The 20,666-nt window shown below is 48.2% G+C and carries 16 protein-coding genes; 9 read left to right on the top strand and 7 right to left on the bottom strand.

Annotated features, from left to right (window positions below; genetic code table 11):
* Positions 1-34: 34 nt before the first annotated feature.
* Positions 35-5,173: a neuraminidase-like domain-containing protein gene (locus R5268_RS02230; protein ID WP_317418762.1), complete on the bottom strand. Its 5,139-nt coding sequence runs from the start codon at positions 5,171-5,173 to the stop codon at positions 35-37.
* Between the two features lie 129 nt (positions 5,174-5,302).
* Entirely contained in the window at positions 5,303-7,453 is a 2,151-nt protein-coding gene (locus R5268_RS02225) for a Tc toxin subunit A (protein ID WP_317418763.1), read from the bottom strand.
* 530 nt (positions 7,454-7,983) lie between these two features.
* On the opposite strand from R5268_RS02225, the gene lepA reads away from it, so the two are divergent.
* The 7 genes from lepA to acpS all read left to right on the top strand — a co-directional run bounded on the left by lepA (position 7,984) and on the right by acpS (position 14,479).
* Positions 7,984-9,777, top strand: a complete 1,794-nt coding sequence (lepA, locus tag R5268_RS02220) for a translation elongation factor 4 (RefSeq protein ID WP_230061361.1) — start codon at positions 7,984-7,986, stop codon at positions 9,775-9,777.
* 27 nt (positions 9,778-9,804) lie between these two features.
* Positions 9,805-10,797, top strand: a complete 993-nt coding sequence (gene lepB / locus R5268_RS02215) for a signal peptidase I (RefSeq protein ID WP_107678331.1) — start codon at positions 9,805-9,807, stop codon at positions 10,795-10,797.
* A 176-nt stretch (positions 10,798-10,973) separates the two neighbouring features.
* Positions 10,974-11,654, top strand: coding sequence for a ribonuclease III (gene rnc, locus R5268_RS02210; RefSeq protein WP_004236985.1), 681 nt, complete (start codon positions 10,974-10,976; stop codon positions 11,652-11,654).
* Positions 11,651-12,559: a GTPase Era gene (gene era, locus R5268_RS02205; RefSeq protein WP_046892566.1), complete on the top strand. Its 909-nt coding sequence runs from the start codon at positions 11,651-11,653 to the stop codon at positions 12,557-12,559. The genes rnc and era overlap by 4 nt, the downstream gene beginning before the upstream one ends.
* Positions 12,560-12,566: 7 nt before the next feature.
* Positions 12,567-13,325, top strand: coding sequence for a DNA repair protein RecO (recO, locus tag R5268_RS02200; protein ID WP_317418764.1), 759 nt, complete (start codon positions 12,567-12,569; stop codon positions 13,323-13,325).
* 36 nt (positions 13,326-13,361) lie between these two features.
* The gene (pdxJ, locus tag R5268_RS02195) at positions 13,362-14,093 is read left to right on the top strand and encodes a pyridoxine 5'-phosphate synthase (protein ID WP_107678333.1); all 732 of its coding nucleotides are present in this window, start codon (positions 13,362-13,364) and stop codon (positions 14,091-14,093) included.
* On the top strand, positions 14,093-14,479 hold the full coding sequence (gene acpS, locus R5268_RS02190; protein ID WP_046892564.1) for a holo-ACP synthase: 387 nt from the start codon (positions 14,093-14,095) through the stop codon (positions 14,477-14,479). The genes pdxJ and acpS overlap by 1 nt, the downstream gene beginning before the upstream one ends.
* Positions 14,480-14,512: 33 nt before the next feature.
* Here the strand turns inward: acpS and R5268_RS02185 are convergent, their stop codons facing one another.
* The gene (locus tag R5268_RS02185) at positions 14,513-14,773 is read right to left on the bottom strand and encodes a YfhL family 4Fe-4S dicluster ferredoxin (RefSeq protein WP_107678334.1); all 261 of its coding nucleotides are present in this window, start codon (positions 14,771-14,773) and stop codon (positions 14,513-14,515) included.
* Positions 14,774-15,191: 418 nt separating this feature from the next.
* Between R5268_RS02185 and R5268_RS02180 the strand changes: the two genes are divergently transcribed.
* Positions 15,192-16,049: a hypothetical protein gene (locus R5268_RS02180; RefSeq protein WP_317418765.1), complete on the top strand. Its 858-nt coding sequence runs from the start codon at positions 15,192-15,194 to the stop codon at positions 16,047-16,049.
* Positions 16,042-16,461 carry a DUF1240 domain-containing protein gene (locus tag R5268_RS02175; RefSeq protein ID WP_218455342.1) on the top strand — a complete coding sequence of 140 codons (420 nt, stop codon included), beginning with the start codon at positions 16,042-16,044 and terminating at the stop codon, positions 16,459-16,461. The genes R5268_RS02180 and R5268_RS02175 overlap by 8 nt, the downstream gene beginning before the upstream one ends.
* 27 nt (positions 16,462-16,488) lie before the next feature.
* On the opposite strand, the gene R5268_RS02170 is transcribed toward R5268_RS02175, so the two are convergent.
* The 4 genes from R5268_RS02170 to R5268_RS02155 form a co-directional block, all read right to left on the bottom strand.
* Positions 16,489-16,968 (bottom strand): Hcp family type VI secretion system effector, encoded by a 480-nt coding sequence (locus R5268_RS02170; RefSeq protein ID WP_054424987.1) that lies wholly within the window; start codon positions 16,966-16,968, stop codon positions 16,489-16,491.
* Positions 16,969-17,055: 87 nt separating this feature from the next.
* Entirely contained in the window at positions 17,056-18,789 is a 1,734-nt protein-coding gene (locus R5268_RS02165; protein ID WP_317418766.1) for a type VI secretion system baseplate subunit TssF, read from the bottom strand.
* Positions 18,790-18,835: 46 nt separating this feature from the next.
* Complete coding sequence (locus tag R5268_RS02160) at positions 18,836-19,315, bottom strand: Hcp family type VI secretion system effector (RefSeq protein ID WP_046892559.1); 480 nt, start codon at positions 19,313-19,315, stop codon at positions 18,836-18,838.
* An 11-nt stretch (positions 19,316-19,326) separates the two neighbouring features.
* Complete coding sequence (locus R5268_RS02155) at positions 19,327-20,664, bottom strand: VasL domain-containing protein (RefSeq protein ID WP_317418767.1); 1,338 nt, start codon at positions 20,662-20,664, stop codon at positions 19,327-19,329.
* Positions 20,665-20,666 lie beyond the last annotated feature (2 nt).

Below are 20,666 nucleotides of genomic sequence, written 5' to 3'. Positions count from 1 at the left end.
ATCGGATGCCCGCAGCTTGTCGTCAGGATAAAAGTTAACAAATGGTGTAACGGATATGGATGATGATATCGGTCAGGCTGAGCAGCAGTGGTTTCTGCTTCTCACCGATTGCGTCCGGGAAGCTCAGGGTCAGGCTGTTATCATCATCCACCGGAATACCTTCAAACGGCAGCCAGTAGCCGTCATTGAAATCAAGCCGGAACTGGCCGTCATCATTAATACCGTGGGATAGAGCAATGGCTCTGCAGCCGGCCGGCAACGAGCTGCCGCCGTAACTGAATATAGCACGCATATCCTGATACGGACCAATCAGCGCCGGTAAGGTTACACTGATTTGTTTGATACGGCGTGTATTGCCCAGGCTGACAGGATAGTCTGCCTTAATACCCAGTTTTTGCAGGTTGAACGCGGCATGCAGTTGTTTATCCTCCGTCATTGAAAGCCCGGTTGACGCTGGTGTATTCCCGCTGCCACTACCTTTCAGGAGGTCAGCAATTTTCTCTGCCAGAGTCACATTGTCAGTACGGTACACTTCTGCCAGAGAAACAGTACGGGTGACCTCCAGTGAGCGACTATCCCGTTTCAGCCATGCCTGTTCCATCTCTGCCAGGTTCAGCAGCAAAGATTCCCCGGCCATCAGCCCGGCGTTATTGCTCTGCCATGCGCCCGGCTTGATATAGCGGGTTGCAGTATCGTTGGTTTGCCATGCGTAAGCTTTTTCCGCCATCATGCAGCGGGCTGCTGTCAGGTCGTAGAAGCGGTAATAGATGGATGCCAGACGGCCGTGCAGCCAGCTATAAAGTGCTTTATTGCTGAATTGACGCTGCATTAACTCCAGTTGTGTCTGAGTCTGTGCCTGCTGGAGCTCCAGATGTTTGTACTGCATTTCTGTTGCGGTACGGCGGACAGCCAGGGCTTCCAGTTGTGCATCAATCTGTTTTACTTCAGATTCGGCATTATTTTTCTGGATTTCCCATTCCTGACGACGGCGGCGCCATGCTTCAGACTGGCTGATGTTATCGGCAGTAGTTTTGGTGGCAGACGCCGCCAGGCTCATACCTGAACCAATTGCGTTCGGGACACCGCCCCAGCGGCTGCCCCCCGTGGCCGCGCCGAAGATGTTCGGTGCCATATCGGCAACGGCGGCAGCCATATTCAGTGCGTCAACGGATGTACTCAGTACAGAAGAAGATAAATACAGATCCATGGTCCGTTTTTCTTCCGCACTGACATTTTCATCATACAGGACGCGGTAGCTGTCAACGCGGGATTGTGCCCCGGCCCGGCTCTGTTCCAGTGTTTTCTTCTCGGCATCCAGTTCGGTGAGAGTCTGTTCCTGCATCCGCAGGGAAGAGAGTATCAGTTCACCGGCCTGGTTTTGCAGCAGTTCACTCATCGCTTCCGCATCCCGGCGCTCAATCAGCCCCTGGAGGGTGGAACCGAACTGCATCAGCTGCCCGGTCAGCGAGCGGGCACTTTCCAGTGCCTGCGGGAAGCGCATTGCCGGGATGTCAGCAGACGGTAAAGATTTGCTGCCTCCGGATGCTGCGGCGGCGGCACTGAGCAGTGCGGCGGGGTCTGCCGGTGCGGCAAAGATTGGCAAAGATAATGGCTGACCATCAATGGAGAGATTATTGCGCAGATTAAACAGGCGCATTTCCAGCGTTTGCCAGTAGCCGAGCAGTTTTTCGTTTTGCTGCGGCCGGAACAATCCGGTCAGGGTATTGGCAGTGCGGGCATCCGGCAGCAGGTTGCCGCTGCGGATACGACTGATTTTGTCATGTAACTGTTTTTCCTTAGTTTTATCTGCTGCATCACTTAGTGACGGATTTTCCCAACCATTGCTGAGAATGCTGACAGGTTTATCTCCGAGCAGCCCCAGAGCCTGCATATACCACATTTTCGCTTCATTGAGGGTATCGCGTTCCGGTATGCGGTAAGCTTTGTCACCACGGGCAATCAGCAAATCCAGTAATTTCATCAGGGTGCTGACTTTGTAATGCATCGGATCATTCTGGGCGACCGCATCGGGATCAACCGAATCCAGCGGGTCGGCGTTCCAGGACGTGTCTTCTTTCAGCGGACGTACCCGCCAGTCATCGGCTTCATTTGTGGCAGGACACCAGATATAGCTTAACCAGTGGTCAGCCTCGGTAAAGTTTTGCTCCTGCAACAGACGCGTTGCTACCATCATCGGGGTGTAATAGAACAATTCCCAGAAATAGAGGGCATTGGCACCGCTGAAATCCATCGGTTCACCGGATTGTAATAAACCGGAGACCCCGTCTTCAGCCAGGCCGGCGAAGGTGCCCTTGTTAACGCTTTTATCCAATGTCCAGCCTTCAGGATTATTTTTATCAGCCTCGGTGCGGTACAGACAGATCTGGTTTGTTGCTCCTGTCTGGTATTTCGCATTAAGATATAAAGTATCCGACTTCGTATCAGCAGACTGATTCGCGGCGTTTTTAATCAGCGGAATAAATAATTTTACTTCCGTATTACCGGCAATACTGAGTGAGCCACTGTAAACAGAAAATTTGCCGGAACCCGTGGCAACATTGCTGTAATAAATCGTAAATGCTCGGTCAGTGCCATGGATAGCCGTGTCATACGGGTTCAGTGTCAGTATGACATAGGTGCCCTGTCCCGGTTTCGGTTCAGGCAGATACTGGGTTTCAGGAGATAATATTGCGTCAATTCCGTTATTGGCACGCTCAATTAACTGGCGGGTGAAGAGAGTGTTTAACCGAGTACGGTAACCATCCCATTCCATATATTGAGCGCCCTCCGGCGTGGTGTACAGGGATATGGATCTTGAATCTAAAACAGCATTCTTTATAACCAACTTATAAGTGGCAGTAGCTGCAAGAACATCTGTATTTTTGAAACTAACTGTTACTGTGATCTCCAGATTATTAACATCTGTATTGTCGGGAAGATCTATTTTCTGTTCTCCAAACGGGAATTTCAGTCTTTTTTCTGAATTAAGCGGGTAATCCGGAGGGGTGATTCCGGCGTCATGACCGTTTATTTTTTTTAATTCACTTTCCTTGAGTTTAAACGTAATTTCGATATTATTTTCATGGATAGGTTTGGCCTGAGCTTTCATGGCGCCCAGGAGGAGTGTACCTGTATTTGGTGCGTCAGTATAAATAGCATAGTTTTCACTATTCGTCGCTAATTCTTTTTCAAGCGTACTATTAAATATAAAACATGACCCTGATTTTTCGTTTAGACCCAGAGTGAAACTCCGTTTTGTTGTGTTACTTGTCAGAATAATGACATCAACTTCCGGCGTAAGATTACAGATGGAAAGGGCCATCTCACTTGCCGATTCTTTTGGCTTGATACCAGCTACGGCAAGCTTGTTAATAGAGCCGGACATTTTATCACCGTTAGGCTTTATTTCCATTGATTCCGGTTTGTAAATTGTAGCACCAGTAATTCTGACTTTACTAATAAATCTTCTCCGCACAGGTTCGGGAATATAATCAAATGTTTTATTGGGATCGATGGTAATATACGCATCAGGATTCAATATTAGTGTGTTTTTATTATTTTCATTCCTGATGAAATAGTCACCAGGGGATAGGGTAAGATTCAGTGTCCGATTTCCGTCTTGTGATCCCAGGGTAAATTCGTAAGCGAATTTACTACTCAGAAGGGTATTTACTCTGACGGTAGTTTTTGTATCTAATTGATAGGAAATTTTATTTAATATATTTTTTATATCGTCTTCTTTTTCTTTTTCTTGGCTCATATCCGGAAGAATATTGAATCCGAAGACTCCGTCCGGTACTGTGTTATTTTCTGTTATTTTTTTATAGCAGGCAATAAGCAGTGAGTTATCTTCCTGGTTGGCGGCACAGTACAGACCATTTTTTTCTCCGCCGGTTATGAAGTCATCAGTCACATGATAACTGAACGGCGAAGCCCAACTGCCGTCATATTTAATATGTGTCAGCTTCAGAGTAAAAGATGCCGTATCTTTACTGGTGTTATCTTTCTGTACTTGTTTTTCAATCCATAACAGATAAAGACGTGAATGGAAAATTACCGGACGCACCATATCCCCGTACGGATTCACCGCACAGGTAATTTCTTTCCAGTCACTCCAGGCATTGGCGGCAAAACGGCCGTTCTGACATTTACTGTGATCCGCTTTACGCCAGTAATATTTTTTCGGCTCAGTCTGGCTGGTACCGATAAACCAGGTGTTACCCTGATTAATATTAACCGTATCATGATAACCGCTGACCACTTTCAGATTAGCGACCTGCTCAAAGGCGGTCAGGTACTGGCGGAAGCCGTTTTCCAGCGTATCTTTGCTGAGTTCACTTTGTGAAAGCTGCTCCAGCATGGTGTTCATCATTCCGGTCTGACCGATACGGAGGGTCGGGTCAACGAAGTTTTCAGGGTAATAGACTAACTGAGACACACCCGCCCAGGTACTGTAGCGTTTATTACAGGCATCCCAGTCTTTAAAGAACTGACGCTCAAGAGCGTCACTGTCTGCACCCGGCTCATCACCGGCAATGGTGCGGTTAATATAGAGCTGAATACCGGCGATGGCATCCGCCAGCAGGGTGGTGGTGATTTCAGCACTGACTTTTCCGTCCACCAGCAGATTACGCCAGATATCATCACGGTTTGCCACCGGATTGTTCATGACCAAAGAGCGGTACTCCCCGCTGAGGGCTTCATTGCGGCGCGGTTCAGCCTGATTTTGCAGTTGTCTGGTCTGTTGTTCGTTCAGACCGGCCTGTAACAATCCTGTCAGTGCGGAGAGATCTGCATAAGAAGCTTTCGCATTCTCAGACACTGTCAGCAGAGTGGTGATATCTTGCGGGGTGATATGCAGGGTATCTGCCAAATCCAGCCGTGGCGGCAATGTGGCCAGCTGTGGCCATGTGGTCAGTTCCGGTTTTTGTCCGGTCTGTGTCAGTGCCTGAGTAATCACATTTTCTGACAGATTCAGTGCCTGTGCCAGAATTTTAACTGTCAGTGTCTTGTTTTGCAGTGCATCCAGTACCGTACCGGCCTGTTCACCGCAGCGGTTAATCAGGTTATGGAAATCACAGATGTTATACAGGTCAGTAATGGTGTCGGCCGCTGCACCTTGTGACAATGTCTGAAGTTCGGCATTACTGAGTGCAAAGGTGCGAATTACCAATGCACGCTGTGCCAGTGCCTGACACCAGGCCGCCAGTTTTTTCTTTTCGTCATCAGACGGCGATTTGTTGATAATAAACTTCCAGGCCTCGGTGGTGGCGGGTATCTCTGCGGGATGATTTTTATCCAGCTAGCGCAGCAGTGCTCCCCCTGATTCCGTGACGTCCAGTTGCATAGCCGCAGTAATCACCGGTGCCATGGTGGTATACAGTGTTTCTGTATTGGTTTGGTCAATACCACCGTTACGCAGGAGATCCAGCAGGACCTGCATCTCTTTGGTCGGCACCGCCGGAGAATTTTTGTTCAGCAGCAGCATCAGTTGTTCAGCCGTGATATTTTGTGTATTCAGCCATTGAGTGATCCGGGACAGAAAAGAGAGCATTTTCTGGCGTATTTTGCCATCTAAATTGTAAACGTCCATTGAACTGTAAGGGGAAATCTGCAGCAGGGCATCCAGTTGTGTTACTGTCAGGTTGTGCACATCCGCCAGCAGACGAACAAATAACAGGCCACGAAGTTTTTCTGTCTTGTTTTCGATAGCTTTGGATTTGTTTTTACGATTTGTGATAACAAATAGTTGCCACAAACCGGTATTATCTACCCGGAAAGCGCGTTTCAGGACTTCACGACGCGGGTCTTTGGTATCCGGTTCCATCGGAATATCATCACCACCTAAAGTGTAAGTTACACCATTCAGCGGCGGATTATTAAACAGACGGTCAAAATGGCTGAGCTGCCCGTCATAGCGGACTTTGCTGATACCGGCGTTACACAGCATTAATGCTGTTTCAGTATCAATACTGTAACGTTTACGGTAAAGCAGCGTTTCGGTGAAACGGCGTAATTCGTATTCGTCTGAATTATTTTTTACATGGATTAATGCATGTTGTGTTTCGCGTGGGGTCATACCGCTGACTTTTGCCAGACGCAGTGTTTTATTGAGTCTGAGGAGCCATGTACCCGGTTTCGCATCGGGACGGATGGTGAAGGTGGTTGAGGTGTAATAGTTCCCGTCGCTGGCTGGTTCAGGTTTTTTTCTGGTGATTCCGATTTTGGTTTTTGCTTCTAAAAGCTTAGCATCCAGTGTGACGGGGATACTGTAGTGCTCCCCGGCCAGAGGAACAAACCCCTTTTTATCTGCCAGATTATTAAACGATTCATTATAGCCTATACTAAAATGCGTCGCGTCTTTCAGGGTTTCCGTTACACTAAAATTAACTAAAAACTGATTACCACCCTGCGGAATTAAATCAATATAGGTTGCCTGTTTTTTATCATCCGGTGTTTTGGCCAGTTCACTGAATGTCATTTTTCCGCCGGTGCTTATTGCCGGTATTACCAGTTTATAATCGTCGTCATACATATCCGGTGTTGATAACAGGCCTGTTATTTCGGCGGCAATAAGGGCCTGAATTTCATCTGCCGGAAGCTCATAATAATTGGCCAGCGCATCCAGTGTCATAAGGTCTTTAATCTTAATCATCGGGAAGTTTTTTTTCAGAGATTTTTTCAGATCGGAACCGGCTAATGACTCCGTCTCTTCTTTCAGTATTGCATACAGATTTGGTGAGATACCGGCGTCGTATGCCGCCAGTATGGCAAACTTCCCAGGGGTACTGAGAATATTATCCGGCAGAACAAAATTCCGCTGCGCCAGGGCGTTATGCATTCCCTCAAACGGCAGGTTATACGGCGTTACACCACTGTTGCAGGACGCTGACAGTGCGTCATAGTATTTGCTTTTGTCTGTCTGGGCGGCTTGTGTCATCAGCGCCGTTTCCAGCTGCTCATTCGCCAGTGACAGAGCAGAGATTTCGTTATCCAGATTGTCCTGAGAGAGCACCAGTTTTGCCAGGTCCGGACGGCGCTTATCCAGATTATGGTCACTGTCTTTTGGATGCAGTCCCCGGGCTTCACGGTACAGCTCGGTCAAATAACCGGCCGGGGAAAACATGGAAGAGACAGCGCCCGGGGCGGCAAACTCATCGGCACGCGGCACAATCATATCATCATAGCTATAAGGCATGGCACCGTGATAACGGGCCCGGCCCATCTCGTTGCGCAGCAGCGGGTTGGCGCGGGTCAGTGCCTGTGCGGTATAGAGCAGGTTGTTTTGTTTTTCTTTTTGCGCTGCACGGTACAGTAACCGTGCTTCATCCCGTGAAAGCTGACGCGTATTACGGATTTCAGCAAGGGAAAGTGGCATAAAATCGGCCAGGGTGAGAGGCTGGTCGGTACGTCCCTGATTCAGCTTTTCAAGGACTCTGGTTATTTTCTCCATTAATGATTGCCTCATAAATGTTAAAGTATCTGATGTAAGTGATTTACATGGTTAAATATTCTTATGATTTACTTTATATGTCTATTTGTGGCTAAGCCAAACCGACCTGATAAGTAAAAAGCACTATAAGTAATCATTATCGTCAATGATCCTTTAGTCAAATAAACGGGTTATCATAAGATGCTTATTTTTTGATGAACACCTTAATTATTTGATTGTTAATCATATTTGTGGATTGATATTTTTGATTTAATCATCATTAATATTTATAAATGCAATTATATTTATATAATCAGGTGGTTGGTTTAACGGATTCGGATGACTACATCCGGTGCAGAATGATTGGCCGGTTAATAGGGAAACGGGTTTTTTCCCCGCAAAATGAACGTTTCTTTGAGTTGAGTGTCTGTAGCATGTAGAATGCTGGCAATAAGTCTGTTAACCAGCAATATAGAGTGTTGGCTTTGAGTCCTTACAGGTGTCCAAAGCTAGTTTTATAGGGCATTGCAAAGAAGAATTTTATCTTGAAAATCAACCATATCCGAAATTTTTCCATTATTGCTCATATCGATCATGGCAAATCGACCTTATCTGATCGCATTATTCAGATTTGCGGCGGCTTATCCGACCGTGAAATGGCCGCACAGGTTCTGGACTCAATGGACCTGGAACGCGAACGCGGCATTACCATCAAAGCACAGAGCGTAACGCTGGATTACACCGCGCAGAATGGTGAAACGTACCAGCTTAATTTTATCGATACCCCGGGCCACGTTGACTTCTCTTATGAGGTTTCCCGTTCACTGGCGGCGTGTGAAGGCGCGTTGCTGGTGGTTGATGCCGGTCAGGGCGTGGAAGCGCAGACTCTGGCGAACTGCTATACGGCGATGGAAATGAACCTGGAAGTTGTTCCGGTTCTCAACAAAATTGACCTGCCTGCCGCCGACCCGGAGCGGGTGGCGGAAGAGATTGAAGATATCGTCGGGATTGAAGCGGCCGATGCAGTGCGCTGTTCGGCGAAAACCGGTGTGGGCGTCAACGATGTGATCGAACGCCTGGTACGCGATATTCCGCCGCCGGAAGGTGATCCTGATGCGCCGTTACAGGCACTGATTATTGACTCCTGGTTTGATAACTATTTAGGCGTTGTGTCTCTGATCCGGATTAAAAACGGCACATTGCGCAAAGGCGATAAAATCAAAGTGATGAGCACCGGCCAGGTGTATAACGCTGACCGTCTGGGGATTTTCACACCGAAACAGGTGGATAAAGATGTCCTCAGATGCGGTGAAGCCGGCTGGGTGGTCTGTGCCATTAAAGATATTCTCGGAGCGCCGGTCGGGGATACCCTGACGGGGGCCCGTCAGCCTGCCGAAAAAGCATTGCCGGGCTTTAAAAAAGTGAAGCCGCAGGTGTATGCGGGTCTGTTCCCGGTCAGTTCTGATGACTATGAAGCGTTCCGTGATGCGCTGGGTAAACTCAGCCTCAACGATGCCTCATTATTCTACGAACCGGAAAGCTCCACCGCGCTGGGCTTCGGTTTCCGCTGCGGCTTCCTCGGTCTTCTGCATATGGAGATTATCCAGGAGCGTCTGGAGCGTGAATATGATCTCGATCTGATCACCACCGCGCCGACGGTTGTCTATGAAGTGGAAACCACCGGCGGCGAAATCGTGTATGTCGACAGCCCGTCCAAGCTGCCGCCGCTCAACAATATTGAAGAGCTGCGTGAGCCGATTGCGGAATGTCATATGCTGCTGCCGCAGCAGTATCTCGGTAACGTGATTACACTGTGTATTGAGAAACGCGGTGTGCAGACCAACATGGTCTATCACGGTAATCAGGTTGCTCTGACCTATGAAATCCCGATGGCGGAAGTGGTGCTCGATTTCTTCGATCGCCTGAAATCCACCTCACGCGGTTATGCATCACTGGATTACAACTTTAAACGTTTCCAGGCTTCTGACATGGTGCGTGTTGATATCCTTATCAACAGCGAGCGGGTTGACGCACTGGCTCTGATTACACACCGTGATAATTCCATGTACCGCGGCCGCGAACTGGTCGAGAAGATGAAAGATCTGATCCCGCGTCAGCAGTTTGATATCGCGATCCAGGCTGCCATCGGTATGCATATTATTGCGCGTTCAACAGTGAAACAGCTGCGTAAAAACGTCCTGGCGAAATGCTACGGCGGTGACGTCAGCCGTAAGAAAAAGCTGTTGCAGAAACAGAAAGACGGTAAGAAACGCATGAAGCAGGTTGGTAACGTTGAGTTACCGCAGGAAGCGTTTTTAGCCATTCTCCATGTCGGCAAAGATTAAACATTCAGCAGGTTGTAAGGAGACATAATGGCGAACACCTTTGCGCTGATCCTGACCCTGGCAACATTGGTTACCGGGATTATCTGGGCGGTGAATAAATTTAAAATTCAGCCGGCCCGTAAGAAAAAACTGGCGCGCATGGCAGAGCTGACCGAAGGAACCATGGATCAGGCTCATCTGGCTGAAACTGTGGCTAAACCGGGCTGGGTGGAAGGTACAGCATCCCTGTTCCCTGTACTGGCGATTGTTCTGATTGTACGCTCATTTATCTATGAGCCGTTCCAGATCCCGTCCGGCTCCATGATGCCGACACTGTTAATCGGCGATTTTATGCTGGTGGAGAAATACGCGTACGGGTTAAAAGACCCGATCACGCAGACCACCCTGATTAAAACCGGGGAGCCGAAGCGCGGGGATATAGCGGTATTTAAATATCCGGATGATCCGCGTGTCGATTATGTCAAACGTGTGATTGGTCTGCCGGGTGATAAAGTGGTGTATGACCCGTATGCCAAAGAATTACAGGTCTATCCGGGCTGTACCAAAGACCAGAGCAGTTGTGAAACCCTGCCGGTCACCTATGGTCAGGAATATGAAAGCGAGTGGGCTATCCGCTGGGAGAAATCACCGCTGGGCGGCTCCTTTATGAGCGGTGGCGCACATCAGTTCCCGATCGAGGATGATATGGAAGTCGGTTACCGCCGTCAGGCGGAACGGATTGAAAACCTGGGACCGGTTGCACACCATATTCTGACCGTACCGGAAATCACACCGGACAGCATCAGAGGGCAGCGTCTGTTCCGTCAGCCGGGATTACCGGAGTACACCTGGATAGTGCCGGAAGGGCATTACTTTATGATGGGTGATAACCGTGATAACAGTTCGGACAGCCGTGTCTGGGGATTTGTGCCTGAACAAAACCTGGTCGGCCGTGCCAGCTTTATCTGGTTAAGCCTTGAAAAACAGGAAGGCGAATGGCCTACCGGTCTGCGCCTGAGCCGTTTCGGACGGATAGAATAGAAAAAACAGAATTTGCTGAGCATTACATGTAATCACAGTGTAGAATATGCCCGGCAAAATGATTGGCTCCCCGGTAGCGGGGGGCCAGTGCAAACGCAACAGTTTTGTATCGCGGTTTTCGCGGCTACAGGTCTGTTGCGTGTGCGTTTTATAAACATCCTAATTTTTGGTCGCACATGAACCCGATAGTGATAAACCAGCTGCAGCGAAAACTCGGCTATACTTTTACCCGTCAGGACTTATTAATGCAGGCACTCACTCACCGCAGTGCCAGCAGCAAACATAATGAACGCCTGGAGTTTCTCGGCGATTCTATTTTAAGTTTTGTTATTGCCAATGATTTATATCACCGCTTTCCGAAAGTGGATGAAGGGGATATGAGCCGGATGCGCGCCACACTGGTGCGCGGAAATACCCTGGCGGAACTGGCCCGCGAATTTAACCTCGGCGAATGTCTGCGCCTGGGGCCGGGGGAACTGAAAAGCGGCGGCAGCCGCCGTGAATCGATCCTTGCGGACACCGTCGAAGCCCTGATTGGCGGGATTTTTCTCGACAGTGATATTCAGACAATTGAGCGGATTATCCTCAGCTGGTACGAATCCAGACTGAACGAGATCTCGCCCGGGGATAAACAAAAAGACCCGAAAACCCGGTTACAGGAATACCTTCAGGGGCGGCATCTGCCTCTGCCGAACTACCTGGTTGTTCAGGTAAAAGGTGAAGCTCACGATCAGGAGTTCACCATTCACTGCCAAATCAGCGGTGTTGAACAGCCGGTAAAAGGAACCGGTTCCAGCCGCCGGAAAGCCGAACAGGCCGCGGCGGAACAAGCATTAATTTTGTTGGAGCTTGAATGAGCGAAGAAAACACCTATTGCGGCTTTGTCGCGATAGTCGGACGTCCCAATGTGGGCAAATCCACCTTACTGAACCAGTTACTGGGACAGAAAGTTTCTATTACCTCGCGGAAACCGCAGACCACGCGGCACCGCATTATGGGGATCGATACACAGGATAATTACCAGATTATTTATGTGGATACCCCGGGGCTGCATATTGAGGAAAAACGGGCAATCAACCGCCTGATGAACCGTGCGGCCAGCAGCTCCATCGGTGATGTTGAGCTGGTGATTTTTATGGTTGAAGGCACTAACTGGACGCCGGATGATGAGATGGTACTGAATAAAGTCCGCTCGCTGCGCTGCCCGGTTCTGCTTGCTATCAACAAAGTGGATAACGTGGAAGATAAAACCAAACTGCTGCCGCATATTGCGTTCCTCAGTCAGCAGATGGATTTCCTCGACGTGGTGCCACTGAGTGCCGAGAAGAAAATGAACGTTGATACCATCGCGAAAATCGTGCGTCAGCACATTCCGCAGGCACCGTTCCATTTCCCGGAAGATTACATTACTGACCGTTCACAGCGCTTTATGGCCTCTGAAATCATCCGTGAAAAACTGATGCGTTTCCTCGGCGATGAGCTGCCGTATTCGGTAACAGTGGAAATCGAACAGTTTGTTGTGCAGGACAACGGTGTATTTCAGATCAATGGTCTGATCCTCGTTGAACGCGAAGGCCAGAAAAAAATGGTTATCGGCAACAAAGGCAGCCGTATCAAAACTATCGGAACGGAATCCCGTATTGATATGGAACGCCTGTTTGATGCCCGTGTTCACCTCGAACTGTGGGTGAAAGTCAAAGCCGGCTGGGCAGATGATGAACGTGCACTGCGCAGCCTGGGTTATGTTGACGACCTGAAGTAACACACCGATGGACGGCTGGCAGCGCGCATTTGTACTCCATAGTCGCCCTTACAGTGAAACCAGCCTGATGCTGGATGTGTTCACTGAACAGGAAGGGCGGCAGCGCCTGCTGGCGAAAGGGGCACGCCGCCGCCGTTCCGGTCTCAAAGGGGCATTACAGCCCTTTACACCACTTCTGATCCGCTGGGGCGGCCGCGGGGAACTGAAAACCCTGCGCGATGCTGACCCTATCTCCCTCGCATTACCCCTGAGTGGCACTGTTCTTTACAGCGGCCTGTATATCAATGAGTTGCTTTCCCGGGTGCTGGCTAACGGCGTCACGTATTCCGCGCTGTTTTTTGATTACCTGCGTTGTCTTCAGTATCTTGCTGCCAGCGAAACCACGCCGGAACAGGCTCTGCGTCAGTTTGAACTGGCGCTGCTGCACCATATCGGTTACGGCGTGGATTTTCTTCACTGCGCGGGCAGCGGTCAGGAAGTTTCTGATACCATGACGTACCGCTACCGCGAGGAAAAAGGCTTTATCGCCAGCCTGGTGGTGGATAACAGCAGCTTTACCGGCCGCGAACTGAAAGCCCTTGCCGCACGGGAATTCCCGGATGCGGAAACTTTACGTGCCGCCAAACGTTTCACCCGCATCGCTTTAAAACCTTATCTTGGCGGAAAGCCATTGAAAAGCCGCGAATTATTTCGTCAATTTGTGCGCCCGCCGTTGGTTTCAAAAGAAAATAGCTCCGGTGGTTTCTCTTCGTCTGAAAAAGGTTAAACTGAATAACAAAAGTTACCCGGAGGATGATAAAAAATGAGTGAAGTTTTATTGGGTGTAAACATTGACCACATTGCAACTGTCCGTAACGCACGCGGCACTAACTATCCGGACCCGGTTCAGGCGGCATTTGTCGCGGAACAGGCGGGAGCGGAAGGCATTACCGTGCATCTGCGTGAAGACCGCCGTCATATTACTGATCGCGATGTGGAACTGCTGAGACAAACCATTCAGACCCGCATGAATCTGGAAATGGCCGTCACCGATGAGATGGTGGATATCGCCTGCCGTATCAAACCGGCGTTCTGTTGCCTGGTCCCGGAAAAACGTCAGGAAGTAACAACAGAAGGCGGTCTGGATGTTGCCGGTCAGAAAGAAAAAATTGCCCGTGCGGTTAAACGTCTGACAGAAGCCGGTATCAAAGTCTCTCTGTTTATCGATCCTGACCATACCCAGATTGACGCGGCGGATGATGTCGGCGCACCGTTTATTGAAATCCATACCGGTGCCTATGCGGATGCGGAAACATCTCAGGAAGAAGATAAAGAATTTGTCCGTATCAAAGATGCGGTTGCCTATGCGGCAGGCAAAGGCCTGAAAGTGAATGCCGGACACGGTCTGAATTATCATAATGTTCAGCGCGTGGCAGCACTGCCTGCTATTTATGAGCTGAATATCGGTCACGCTATTATTGGCCGGGCAGTCTTCAGCGGACTGGCTGCGGCTGTCGCGGATATGAAAACCCTGCTGCGGGAAGCCCGTCGTTAATGGCTATTGTCGGTATCGGTACGGATATTGTTGAAATAAGTCGTATTGAAGCGGTTATCGGACGTTCCGGTGACCGCTTTGCAAAACGGATCCTCAGTGAGGCGGAGTGGGATGTTTACCGGCAGCATAAACAGCCGGTACGTTTTCTGGCAAAGAGGTTTGCTGTCAAAGAAGCCGCATCCAAAGCACTGGGAACAGGGATACGTCAGGGGCTGGCATTTAATCAGTTTGAAGTCAGTAATGATTCACTCGGAAAACCCAATCTGACTTTCCTCGGCTATGCCGGAGAACTGGCTGCCGCCCGTGAAGTCACACACTACCATGTCTCGATTGCCGACGAGCGTCATTACGCCTGTGCCACGGTTATTCTCGAAACAAACACCTGACAGTTGCGCCCGGTTGCGGGCGTATCTGTCTGTTCAAATCTTATCGGCGTGATGTATCAGCACAAACTTATCCCACAGCATCTCCTGTGTTTCGGTGTGCTCAGGATCGATAATAATGGTGTTGTTAATCGGACAGACTGACTGACAAGTCGGTTTATCATAATGCCCGACACACTCAGTACATAAATCAGGGTTAATTTCATAGATGGAATCCCCCATCGAAATTGCTTCGTTAGGGCATTCGGGTTCGCACATATCACAATTTATGCAACGTGCAGTAATCAGTAACGCCATAGTCGCTATCACCATATAAATTATTTAAAATTCAGTAACTTATATCTTGCACTTATACGTTACTCTCTAACCGGTTTCTGTAAATATAACCAGTATTATAACCTTGGTTTCCCTGTTTCAGGAACACAAATCAGCAACACAAGCCTTTACGCCCGCCGCCGTTACCTCAATTATCTCAGAAAATTCCCCGGAACGAAGTATGAACGCAAAAAATTTTTGCCGGCAGGTTTCAGTGGTGGAGGTAAGGTTACCATTTATGCCGGGCTTTCTGAAGACCCGGACGTTATCAGGTCGCTTACAGCCTGATATAGTATTTAAATACAGATAAAATTACCGGATGCGCCCGATATTTATGACACGTTAATATTAGTGTATTATATCCGGAGCTTAAGCTACATACAAAAAGGACAGGTAATAAATGGATCTCTATTTCGGGCGGAATAATTCTGAAGAAGAATATATACGTAAGTTTGCAGCAGATGAACAATTCAGGAAATTAGAAACTCAATTGGCCGGAATTGCTGATGAAAATATTCATGCGCTCCTGACAATAGAAGAGGCTGAACAATTTGTTTCAATAATGAAAGATCCCGCATCTTACAAGCCGGAAAGCGGAAAAGAAATTTTTTTCAGATATGCCGGTATAGCTACCTCTTTCACGGGTAACTATTTGGACGCTTATGGATTGGGAAAGTTGATTGCTGAAGTCAAAAGCTTTGGTGTCAAAGCAGGTGAGTATATCGCCAGGGATGGTAGCAGGTATATCAGGCTAACAGGAGAAGCTAGTTTAAGGAAATATCTTACTGCAACGATTTATCTTATAACTGATCCGAAAATGCTTGAATTTGGTATAGGGGAAGTCGGCTTTGAAACCAATCTGGCTAAGGGAACAAGATTCTGTATTTATTTTGCAGCAGCATACAGGGGTATTGAATTGTTATTCAAGGATGAATATGACTTGACTGATTTTTTTGTCAACGTTTCAATGGATGCAGCAAAAACACTGGTTAGTGCAGGTATAATATGGTCTATAAGAGGTGCAATTATAACTGGGGTAGGTATTTTATTTGGGGGGAGTGTTATAGCTACCGCACTTGTTTTTACTGGTATTGCCGTTGGTCTTGGTGTTCTTATGTATCATATTGATAACTCTTTTAAGATAAGTGATAGCATAATTAAAGTGCTTAAAAATAGTAAGCGGGCGGCTAAAAATAATGTTCCAACAGGGGATATTAATGGTGCTCTTCATATGTGGGGGGGAATCAGTCGTGGATAAACCAATAATCAGTAAAGTTAAGTTGTTTTTTGGGTTTGTTTTTATTTTTTCCTTGTCTGTTTCGGTTTTTTTGATATTCGCTTATTATACTGCTGATTATATAAATGAGAGTGAAGTTGTTAAAGTATATCCACCATTATTTTTTGTGTTTTTTGTTCCGCTATTAATGTACTTCTCCTTTATTATTCTTATTGTAATGATCAATAAAGAAATTATTGTTTCCAGGGTGTCAATTTTTAGACGTATTTTTAAGTTCCTTGCTTTTTTTGCAGCTCTTTCTTTTGTTTTTATGATAATAGGGCCTATGTATATGGATAGTAACCTTATATCAAAAGGTTATGTTAAGTGTCATTCAACACCAATAAAATTACAGACGGTTTATGTCATTGACGCAGAGCTGTGTAAAAAATAACAGAGGGAATACCCTCTGTTATCTATGTCAGAATACGCGGTTATCACAAATACTGTATGATGACGTATTTGCCATAAGGTGTCCCCACGAGATAGATGTGTAATTAAGCTGGATGCGTTCAAATGGCATACATTCATTACTGTCGACAGAATTGGGGTAAACACAGGATATCTCAGTCACTGACGCATCAGATAATTTTATTTCATAAAATTTCTCCAATTGTCCGCTTTGGCTGGTTCTGTAAAATGTAAAGCGTGCACTCATCAGTTCATTTGAGTCGATTGAAGAAGCTAAAAGTGGCGATGATTTATCTATAGGTTTTGTGAACTGTACAGGATGATGAGTTGTATTCTGCGATCTGGATAATGAATGATTCAGACTCAGTATTTGTATTTCATTATCATGACCGGACTGGTATCTGTTTCCGATAGAATCCTGTGTTGAACAACCGGATGAAATCAATCCTTGTTTTTTTCCTTCGAGCGTCAGATAAATCAGAAAAGACATAGAATCCTCTTAATCTATATAAGTAATTATTTTTTAATAAAAATAAGGAAGAACGGAAATCACGGTAATGATTTCCGTTCATTGCGGTTAAATCAGCGATTTATACCCATTCAGCAAATAAGGCGCTAAATGCCAGACCGTATCATTGTCGGTAAATCGCACATTCATTTTCAGCAGCATATTTTCCGACAGGCAGAACGGGAAGAAATGATATAAGTGCATTACAAACATAAAGGCATCGCCGGGATTGTCATATTTGTGTTCATCGAGTGTCATTGTCAGATCCAGACAGCGATAGGGTTTTCCGCGGACAAGGCGGTCGTCCAGTACCGAGTCAACCGCGTGAATGCCGCTCAGCAGCTGACTTATCTGTTTGCAGCGCTGCCGGTCTGTATCCTGATACAGTATATAATCACGGATAAGCTGTTTTACCGAATCTACCGACGACAGCATAAAACTGTTGGCACTGTAGTGCGACAGCAGATTCCAGTAAGCGTGATTATCCGTTATCGGCGGATAGCACGGCGTGCATTGTGTGACACCGGTGGCTTCCAGCAGATCCGGCAGCAGCGGGCTGAGATGGCAGATATCCTCAGCACGGCTTTGCGGTGTACTGATAATGCAACGGTAAGTACAGCGGAAGTGCGGCCCGGGCGGGGTGGTGAGTGCTTTGCCGTGATTATCATAAAAGTGGATAGAGTAATGATTCCGGCCGGTGATGGTTTTATCGATGCTGAGTGCGTAGAACCAGGCATCCTGATATTGCGGCAGCAGGCGGGAAGCGGGCGCCAGGTGAGTCACCGGATAGAAATCCGCAATAATACCCCTGAATTCCTCATGAGGTTCAAAAGCCAGCTGAATATGCTTCAGTTCAGTAATATAGTGGCTGTCATCCACCGGCAGACGATAAACAGCCTCATTTTCATGAAAATCCAGGATAACTTCATTTTGTTCTTCCTGATTTACCACGGCTGCACAATTAAGACGAAAGCTCTCTGTCAGTTGATCATTACGCAACGGCAGCTGCTTGCTGAAATAAATATTCAGCGTGAAAGTGTCTGATAATGCCCAGTCCAGTTCCGGAACAATGGCCGGAATATCGATATCGATAAAATGATGGACATGATCGATATATAACCCTTCCAGCAACTTTTGCGGCCAGTTCGGTTTTTCATCAGCACCGGATAATACTGAATTATTTTTTCCGATCTGCGGAATAAAGCTGAACCGGGTTTCATCACCGTGATACAGGTTATCCGCGTGTGCCAGTTCGATGTGATCAAAATACTGGCTCAGCCATAATAGTAAAATCCCGGCGCAGGAGACTGACGGATCAAGAAAACAGGATAATAATGCGGTTTCCGGCTCTTTGTGATTGCCGCGGTATTTAAATTCCAGTGACAGACAGCTTTTTGACGGATGGTGAGTAACATAGCGGCGCAATAATGTATAAGGCTGCAACAGAACCGGGTTACAGGTTGTGAATATTTCCTCTGCGGTGCCTTTCACCACGGTTCCGGCGGGGATATCCAGCGGGAAGCCAATCCGTTCCTGTGAATCAAAACGGACAACCGCCGTGGCCGGAATACCTTTTATTGCACGGGATTGCAGGCGCTGCAACAGCGGCAGGGTAATTTCAGGAAATGCATCATCCACCTTTTCCTGCAACCGTGCACTGAGAAACGCGAATCCCTCCAGCAGGCTGCCGCTCTGCTCATCATGCGGGTCGAGAATATCCGCAAGGTGCGGATAATCGCGGATAAACTCGCGGCTGAGCTGCTGTAAATAGTGCTGTTCCTGTAAAAATTTAATTTCGCTCATGAATGACTCTGCGTTGCCGGTAATCAGTATTTATCGTACAGAATAATTAACACGTACTTTCTTCCCAGCAGCAATAACCGGATGTTCCCGCCATAACATGCTGGAAAATAATATCCTTGTATTTCACACTGACCGTTTCTTCCGGCTGTGCATCATTGTTATCCGCAGAGTGCGGATAATGGCTGTTGATACTGACAATGGATGCCTGACGCAGTGTGACAATAAAATATTTTTCCTGTGAGCCGTTTTGTGATGTCCGGTAAAAAGTGAATACCATCTCCATCACTTCATTATTGGCGATGGCATTTGCCAGCAGCGGGGTCGATTTATCCAGCAGTTTGACAAAATTTACCGGACTGAACGTCAGGTTCTGTGCACGGTTAAACATATTATTCAGATGGAGCACAAAGATTTCATTTTCATGACCTGACTGATATTTATTGCCGATGGAATCAGGCGTGCAGCAACCCTGTGAAATATTGCCCTGCTGATTACCGTTGAGACTCAAATAGATCATATTCGCCATAATTGTCTTCCTTATTCCTGTTTGCCGTTGCCGGGTTTCAGCCCTGCCTGTTCAGCCTGTTTTTGCAGATCGGCATAAAGCGCGATCAGGCCGTTGAGCTGCTGGTCAATGCGGTGCAGTTGTGCTGCCGAAACCGGTTTACCGTTGCGGATATCATCGGACAGCACTCGCAGATATTCCTCTGCCGGGGTTGTTCCGGAGTGCGCCTGCTGAATGTTGTGGATTTCGGTTTTCAGATAGGACAGGGTAAAACTGCCGCGATCTTTTTCCCTGGCAACAATGGTGTCCGTCAGTGCCTGTAACCGCTTACCGGTGAGATACCAGCTGTCTGTTTGGGATGCATCCGCTATCCGTGTCTGTAATACATCCTGCCAGCGGCGGGTGGCATACGCCTGATCCGGATCATTCGGCCAGCGCTGACGGGCAGTTTCTGTCATTTTCTCCGTCAGAAGCAGTGCGGCAGCCGGAGATTGCTGTTCCTCACTGGTCAGTAATTGTCCGTAAGTCGCCAGCTGCGGATCGGCAAACCACATGACCCGTGCGCTGCCGGGCTGGGCGGCGAATGTATCCAGTTCATCTTTCACCGGCTTATAAACCGTGACGAATAACACGGCGATCAGAATGAGCCCGGTGAGCAGTCCGGCTGCAAAACCGGCGAACGGGAAGGTTTTGCGTGGTGCAGGGGGCGCTTCTGCCGCAATCTGCACAAAGCGGACGGTGCTGTGCCCGCCGCCTGCCGGAGCTGTGTCTGTTCCGGAAACAGCCGGGCTTTCTTCCGCGATATACACCAGCGGGGCAAGAGTGACCGGCGGCAGTTCGCTTTCCGCCGCAGGCGTGGGTTGCTCTATCTCTGTGGCGGCGTTGCGGAAGTAAAATTGCAGATTGTCCGTGGTCAGCGTTTTGCCGGACGGCGTTTGTGTCAGCCGTTCTGTGATCAGCTGTAATGCCCGCTCAGCCCGGTAGAGCAGGCGCAAATCGTCACGGCTGAAAGTAAGGCGGCGTACCACCGTCATCGCCCGCGTGATAAACCAGTTGAGAATATCAATGCGGTGATTGATTTGCGGCGGCCACAGCGTCTCCCGGTCATGAACTACCATCATGGCGATCAGCTCACAACCTTCGGTCAGCCCGGCCAGACCGCTGCGGTGCAGGCGGGCGAGGGTGTAGTAGACCGCGGTCTGCAAATCCACTCCGTTTTGCCTGAACAGTGCCAGGGATTTTGCTTCCACCCGCGACCAGCTGATCTCCGGTTGCGACGGGTGGCTGAGTTTATTGATCTCTTCACGGATTTCCGCGAATTCCGGGTAATCCAGCGGGGAAGCACCGGTCCGGATAATAATGCCGTCCATAT

The organism is Morganella sp. BCCO 40_0007 (genome assembly GCF_032989665.1).
In the GTDB taxonomy this organism is placed as follows: Bacteria; Pseudomonadota; Gammaproteobacteria; order Enterobacterales; family Enterobacteriaceae; genus Morganella; species Morganella sibonii.
This window is presented reverse-complemented; position numbering and strand designations above follow the sequence as displayed.

Coding starts and splice junctions, on each gene's coding strand:
- recO (WP_317418764.1), top strand. CDS start 12,567: ATGGACGGCTGGCAGCGCGCATTTGTACTCCATAGTCGCCCTTACAGT.
- lepB (WP_107678331.1), top strand. CDS start 9,805: ATGGCGAACACCTTTGCGCTGATCCTGACCCTGGCAACATTGGTTACC.
- pdxJ (WP_107678333.1), top strand. CDS start 13,362: ATGAGTGAAGTTTTATTGGGTGTAAACATTGACCACATTGCAACTGTC.
- rnc (WP_004236985.1), top strand. CDS start 10,974: ATGAACCCGATAGTGATAAACCAGCTGCAGCGAAAACTCGGCTATACT.
- R5268_RS02225 (WP_317418763.1), bottom strand. CDS start 7,453: ATGGAGAAAATAACCAGAGTCCTTGAAAAGCTGAATCAGGGACGTACC.
- era (WP_046892566.1), top strand. CDS start 11,651: ATGAGCGAAGAAAACACCTATTGCGGCTTTGTCGCGATAGTCGGACGT.
- R5268_RS02180 (WP_317418765.1), top strand. CDS start 15,192: ATGGATCTCTATTTCGGGCGGAATAATTCTGAAGAAGAATATATACGT.
- R5268_RS02165 (WP_317418766.1), bottom strand. CDS start 18,789: ATGAGCGAAATTAAATTTTTACAGGAACAGCACTATTTACAGCAGCTC.
- R5268_RS02170 (WP_054424987.1), bottom strand. CDS start 16,968: ATGTCTTTTCTGATTTATCTGACGCTCGAAGGAAAAAAACAAGGATTG.
- R5268_RS02155 (WP_317418767.1), bottom strand. CDS start 20,664: ATGGACGGCATTATTATCCGGACCGGTGCTTCCCCGCTGGATTACCCG.
- R5268_RS02160 (WP_046892559.1), bottom strand. CDS start 19,315: ATGGCGAATATGATCTATTTGAGTCTCAACGGTAATCAGCAGGGCAAT.
- acpS (WP_046892564.1), top strand. CDS start 14,093: ATGGCTATTGTCGGTATCGGTACGGATATTGTTGAAATAAGTCGTATT.
- R5268_RS02185 (WP_107678334.1), bottom strand. CDS start 14,773: ATGGCGTTACTGATTACTGCACGTTGCATAAATTGTGATATGTGCGAA.